Genomic DNA, 4,953 nt, shown 5'->3' on the forward strand with positions numbered 1-4,953 from the left:
AGACCGGCCCGGCGACGACCCTGACCGCCTATGGTCAGGTCGAGACGATCTCGGCCATCATCGGCAGCGGCACCCGTGGCGGCGTCGATATGCCTTGGGGCACGGTGCCGATCTATGCCCATGTCGGGCTGGACCTGAGCGGCGCCACCGGCGGCGTGGTGCGCATCGACGATATTCAGGTCGAGGATGTCACCAGCTTTTTCATCCGCGACATGATGGATTGGGTCGATGTGCGCGATTATGGCGCCATCGGCGACGGGGTGACCGACGACCGCGCCGCGTTCGAGGCCGCGGATACCGCCGCCAATGGCCGCAGCGTGCTGGTCCCCGGCGGCACTTACTATCTGGCCGATCACATGACCTTTGAAAGCCCGGTGCGGTTTCAGGGTACGGTGACCATGCCAGCGGGCGCCCGGTTGGCGCTGACCCGGAATTACGACCTGCCAAGCTATATTCAGGCCTTTGGCAGTGAGGTTGAGGGCTTTAAACGCGCGCTGGCGGTCCTGTTTAATTTCACCGATCACGACAGTCTGGATATGAAGGGCCGCCGCGTCGAAATCGACCAGCCGATGGACATCGCCGCGCTGGCCGGCAAAGACAGCTATTCGACCCGCCGGGTCATCCGCAACGGCCAGATTTCGGCGGCGGCCTCGGCCAATTTCGACACGGATGTGGTGACCTCGCAGGCGACCTATTCGGCGGCGGACAAGTTCACCCTGACCGGTGTGACCAATGTCGCCAATATCGCCATCGGATCGCTGGTGCAGGGGCTGGGCGTGGGCCGCGAGGTCTATGTCCGCGACCGCAACGTAGGCGCGGGCACGCTGACGCTGAGTGCGCCGCTGTTCGATGCGCAGGGCACCCAGACCTATACCTTCAGCCGGTTCAAATACCTGTTGGATTTCAGCGGCTTCGCCTCGCTTGGGCGGTTCGTCATCTCGGATGTCGATATCCAGTGTCAGGGCAATGCCAGCGGCATCATGCTGGCGCCGAACGGCCTGATTTTCCATGTGCGCGACTGTTTCTTCACCGCGCCCAAGGATCGCGGGCTGACCTCGATCGGCTTGGGCTGTCAGGGGCTGATGGTGGACCGCTGCCAGTTTCTGTCGAACGAGCAATCTCTGGACGCGCAGGACCGCGTGACCATCGCGATGAACGTGAATGCCAATGACTCGAAAATCCGCGACAACCGGGTGGTGCGTTTCGCGCATTTCGGGGTTTGGGGCGGCTCGGGGCATGTGTTCACCGGCAACCACTTTTTTCAGGGTGATAATGCGGGCAACGGCCTGCGGCAGGCCGGGGTGGTGCTGACCTCGACCAACGTCAAGACCACGATGAACGGCAATTATATTGACAACTGTTTTATCGAATGGACCAACGAACATGACGAAGAGCCCGACCACAACAGCGAGCTGTCCTTTGGCGGGCTGACCATCGGCAACAACATCTTTACCGCCAATGACGTGGCCTCGTGGTTCAAGTATTTCGTGGTCAAGCCGGTGGGCATTGGCCATTTTATTCAAGGGCTTAACGTGTCGGGCAACACGTTCAAGATCATCGGCGCCAGCATCGAGCGGATCGACTATGTCGACACGACCTATGCCGAACTGGACATGTCGCGCGCCCGGAACATCACCTTTGAGGGCAACGCCTTCAACGGGGTAGATCAAATTGTTGTCAATCCGGTGATGCTGCAATTCGATGAGGCGACCAATGCCGCGACCTGGGTCTGTTCGTTCAACGGCTATCTGCCCTTCGGGGGCCGCGCCCGAAACATGGTTTCGGTAACGACCGAAAGCGCCATTCAGAACGCCGCGAACGCGACCGTGTCGGCGCTGCCCTATGCCAAGGTCGAGCAGGGCGCCAACAAGAACGAGGTTCATCTGGTCTGGCCCGAGCCGGTGCGCGGACGGGTCCAACTGACGGCGCGGGTCGATAACCCGGTCTAAGGTGTCAGGTCTGCGGTGGTCAGGCGAAACGCCTTGCCGAAGCCGCCGTTCAGATGGGCGCCAGTGGGATGAAACAGCGCAAAGCTGAAATCCGCGAAGCCGATATAAAGCTGCGATTTCGGGTGGGTGGTCAGATAGTGCCGGGCCAGATGCGCATGAAGATCGCTGTCGCGGGTCACGAATTCGGCCCGCGCCAGCAGGGTCAGGCGCGGATGGGTCAGCGGGTCGCCTTTTGGGCCGGGCTCGCCCACCAGCAGGGCGCAGGTCGGATCGGCGTGCAGGGCGCGGGTGTGCTGGGCCAGCTCGGATATCAGTGTCAGCGGCTGGCCTTCGGGGCTTTGCCCGATCGCGATGCGGGCGGCGTAGGGCGTGCCGGTATCGGGGTCGATGACGGCCAGAACCCCGTGCCGGGCCTGCGCCAGCAGGTTGCGCGCCAAAGTGCGGGCCTCGGAATCGGTGGGGCGGATGATCTGCGGCATTGCTTCCCCTGACGTCTTTGGAAATTTCGCCTATCATGTCAGCGATGGCCCTGTGTGCAAGGGCTTTGCCTGAATGGGAGGGCGACGGTATGCGACTGATTTTAGCGATTGTTTTGGGAATGGGGCTTGCGTCCGGGGCCTTTGCCGAGGAGTTGAAGGTCGGGATTGGCCGCGACCTGCCGACGGTCGAGGTGCCAACCGCATCCGGGCCGGTGACCATCCAGCGCGAACAGGACACGGCGCATGAGATCACTGGTGAATGGGCCAGAACCTCGCGCGAATGTCCGCCGTTTTGCATCCAACCGATGAGCCCCGCCGAAGGCGTCACGACGATTGGCGAGCTTGAGCTGATCGCCATCCTGCAGGACCCTGAGGCCCGCGTCGTCGATAGCCGCACCCAAAGCTGGTATCAAAACGGCACCATCCCCGGGGCGCTGCATATTCCCTATACCGAGGTCGTGGACCGGCTGGGCGAATTGGGCTGCGAGGTGGATTTCGACGGTTGGGATTGCAGCACGGCGCGGAAAGTCGCGTTGTTTTGCAATGGTTTGTGGTGCGGTCAGTCGCCAACGGCGATCCGCGCGATGATTTCCGAAGGTTATCCGGCCGAGCAGATTTTCTATTATCGTGGCGGTATGCAAAGCTGGCGCCTGCTGGGCCTGACGGTGGTGGTCCCCAAGGGCTGAGTCAGAAACTCAGCCAGGTTCCCAGTTTCAACCGCAGGTCGTCATTGCCGACAACCCCGGCGCTGACGCCCAGTTCCAGATTCAGGGACTCGCTGATCTGGCGCACATAGGACGGCGCAATGGTCAGCGTTGTCGGGGCGCCATCGGTATCGGCGCGGGCTTGCAGTTGCAGGATCGCCATGGATTTGTCGCCAAGGTGCAGCCCCGCCGTCGCGTCAATATCGAGATTGGTCAGTTTCAGCCCCGGAACATGATCAGCCCGGCTGTCCAGCGACAACCAGCCCGGCCCAAACCGGGTTTCGATTCCGCGCCCGGCGGCCAGTGACAGGCGCAGCGCCGTGTTGCCGTCAACGGTGATCCCCGCGCCGAATTCGGCGGCGAAACGGGTTGCCCTATCGGGATTGCCCAGCGGAATGCGGCCATAGGCCATGCCGGACCACGTGCCGCCCGGCGACACCCCGGCCTCAACCCCGAAGGTCAGGCCCGGCGTCACGCCATATTCTATCAGCAAACTGTCATGCACCGTGTCGCCGGTTTCGGTCGCATAATGCGAGACCGAGGCGAAACCAGCCCCGGCCGCGCGCAGCCACGCATCGGCATGGGCGGGCAGGCCCGGCAGGATGCCGAGGGCGCAAAGCAGGAAAGCTGTCAGGTGGCGCATGTCCCCTCCGGTTTTGTCCGATTTGAGGGGAGGCAGGTTAATAAGCGGTTAACATGTTCTGAAAAAATCTGATCTGCGTCAATGTTCAGCTAGGGCTAACATGGCACTGTGCGGCAGGAAAAGAAGGACGCGTATCATGTATAAGAAAATTCTCTTGCCCGTTGCGCTGGATCACGGCCGCGATAATGCCGAGGCGTTGCGGGTGGCTCAGGCTTTGGTTGATGAGGGTGGCGAAATCTGTGCGCTGACCGTGGTTGAACCGATCCCGGGCTATGTTTCGCAATACCTGCCCGAGGAGCAGGAGCAGGCCTCGCGCAAGAAGGTGCTTGCGACCCTGACGGAAGTGGTCGCCGGTCTTGAAGGTGTGACGCCTGAAGTGGTCGTTGGTCACGCGGGTCGCGCGATTGTCGATTTCGCGGATGAACACGGCTGTGACTGCATCATCATTGCCTCGCACCAGCCCGGACTGCAGGACTATTTCCTTGGGTCCACGGCGTCGCGCGTTGTGCGTCATGCCCATTGCGCAGTGCATGTGATCCGCTAAGCGGCCTTTGACCGGCGCGCTGCAATAGGCCACAGTGGGTATCAGGTTCGCAAGGGAGGATCTGATGCCTACAATCACCAAAACCAATACGCTTCAGACAGTTATCACGACGTTCGAGGTGACCCCTGGCACGTGTCAGGATCTGCTGGACGAACTGACCGAGGCCTATGCCGGTTTTATCTCGAAACAGCCCGGCTTTATTGGCGCGGGACTGCATGTGAACGACGCCCAGACGCGGGTGGCGAATTATTCGCAATGGACCAAGCGCGAGGATTTTCAGGCCATGCTGCGCACCCCGGAAATGCGCGAGCGGAACCGGCGGCTGAATGCGCTGTGCAAAAGTTTCGAACCCGTGATGTATGACGTGGTCGAGGTGTTCTAGCGCGTCGAATAGAATTTGCGGCGCGCCTCTTCCTGAATGGCGAGCTGCTGTTGAATCTCGGCAAAAATGGCCATCTCGCGCTTGCGCTCGTCCGGGTCGGTGAGGGCGGCCATTTTCTGCGCCTGACGCTGAAGCGCCTTGCGCAACTCGACTTCTTTCGGCAGCGCCCCGGCCTCGTGCATGATCCGGAACCCGGCCTGTTCGGCGAAATCGCCATCCCCGGCCGGCGGCAAGGGCTTGCCCGCGCCTTTC

The 4,953-nt window shown here is 61.6% G+C and carries 7 protein-coding genes; 4 read left to right on the top strand and 3 right to left on the bottom strand.

Annotated features, from left to right (window positions below; translation table 11 throughout):
* Positions 1-1,949, top strand: a 1,949-nt coding sequence (locus tag ABYW26_RS10350) for a glycosyl hydrolase family 28-related protein (RefSeq protein ID WP_372604765.1), incomplete at its 5' end; no start/stop codon positions are given.
* On the opposite strand, the gene ABYW26_RS10355 is transcribed toward ABYW26_RS10350, so the two are convergent.
* Positions 1,946-2,428 (bottom strand): HugZ family protein, encoded by a 483-nt coding sequence (locus ABYW26_RS10355; protein ID WP_372604766.1) that lies wholly within the window; start codon positions 2,426-2,428, stop codon positions 1,946-1,948. The genes ABYW26_RS10350 and ABYW26_RS10355 overlap by 4 nt on opposite strands.
* 89 nt (positions 2,429-2,517) lie before the next feature.
* Between ABYW26_RS10355 and ABYW26_RS10360 the strand changes: the two genes are divergently transcribed.
* A complete protein-coding gene (locus ABYW26_RS10360) occupies positions 2,518-3,114 on the top strand; it encodes a rhodanese-like domain-containing protein (protein WP_372604767.1) in 597 nt (198 codons plus the stop codon).
* 1 nt (position 3,115) lies between these two features.
* On the opposite strand, the gene ABYW26_RS10365 is transcribed toward ABYW26_RS10360, so the two are convergent.
* On the bottom strand, positions 3,116-3,775 hold the full coding sequence (locus tag ABYW26_RS10365; protein WP_372604768.1) for a hypothetical protein: 660 nt from the start codon (positions 3,773-3,775) through the stop codon (positions 3,116-3,118).
* Between the two features lie 136 nt (positions 3,776-3,911).
* On the opposite strand from ABYW26_RS10365, the gene ABYW26_RS10370 reads away from it, so the two are divergent.
* Both ABYW26_RS10370 and ABYW26_RS10375 read left to right on the top strand, forming a co-directional pair.
* On the top strand, positions 3,912-4,319 hold the full coding sequence (locus ABYW26_RS10370) for a universal stress protein (RefSeq protein ID WP_372604769.1): 408 nt from the start codon (positions 3,912-3,914) through the stop codon (positions 4,317-4,319).
* Between the two features lie 64 nt (positions 4,320-4,383).
* Complete coding sequence (locus ABYW26_RS10375) at positions 4,384-4,701, top strand: antibiotic biosynthesis monooxygenase (protein WP_372604770.1); 318 nt, start codon at positions 4,384-4,386, stop codon at positions 4,699-4,701.
* Here the strand turns inward: ABYW26_RS10375 and ABYW26_RS10380 are convergent.
* Positions 4,698-4,953, bottom strand: a 256-nt coding sequence (locus ABYW26_RS10380; protein ID WP_372604771.1) for a DnaJ family domain-containing protein, incomplete at its 5' end; no start/stop codon positions are given. The two genes, ABYW26_RS10375 and ABYW26_RS10380, sit on opposite strands and share 4 nt — an antisense overlap.

Origin of the sequence: Actibacterium sp., assembly GCF_041584535.1 — a bacterium.
GTDB lineage: Bacteria > Pseudomonadota > Alphaproteobacteria > Rhodobacterales > Rhodobacteraceae > Actibacterium_D.

Coding starts and splice junctions, on each gene's coding strand:
- ABYW26_RS10370 (WP_372604769.1), top strand. CDS start 3,912: ATGTATAAGAAAATTCTCTTGCCCGTTGCGCTGGATCACGGCCGCGAT.
- ABYW26_RS10375 (WP_372604770.1), top strand. CDS start 4,384: ATGCCTACAATCACCAAAACCAATACGCTTCAGACAGTTATCACGACG.
- ABYW26_RS10355 (WP_372604766.1), bottom strand. CDS start 2,428: ATGCCGCAGATCATCCGCCCCACCGATTCCGAGGCCCGCACTTTGGCG.
- ABYW26_RS10365 (WP_372604768.1), bottom strand. CDS start 3,775: ATGCGCCACCTGACAGCTTTCCTGCTTTGCGCCCTCGGCATCCTGCCG.
- ABYW26_RS10360 (WP_372604767.1), top strand. CDS start 2,518: ATGCGACTGATTTTAGCGATTGTTTTGGGAATGGGGCTTGCGTCCGGG.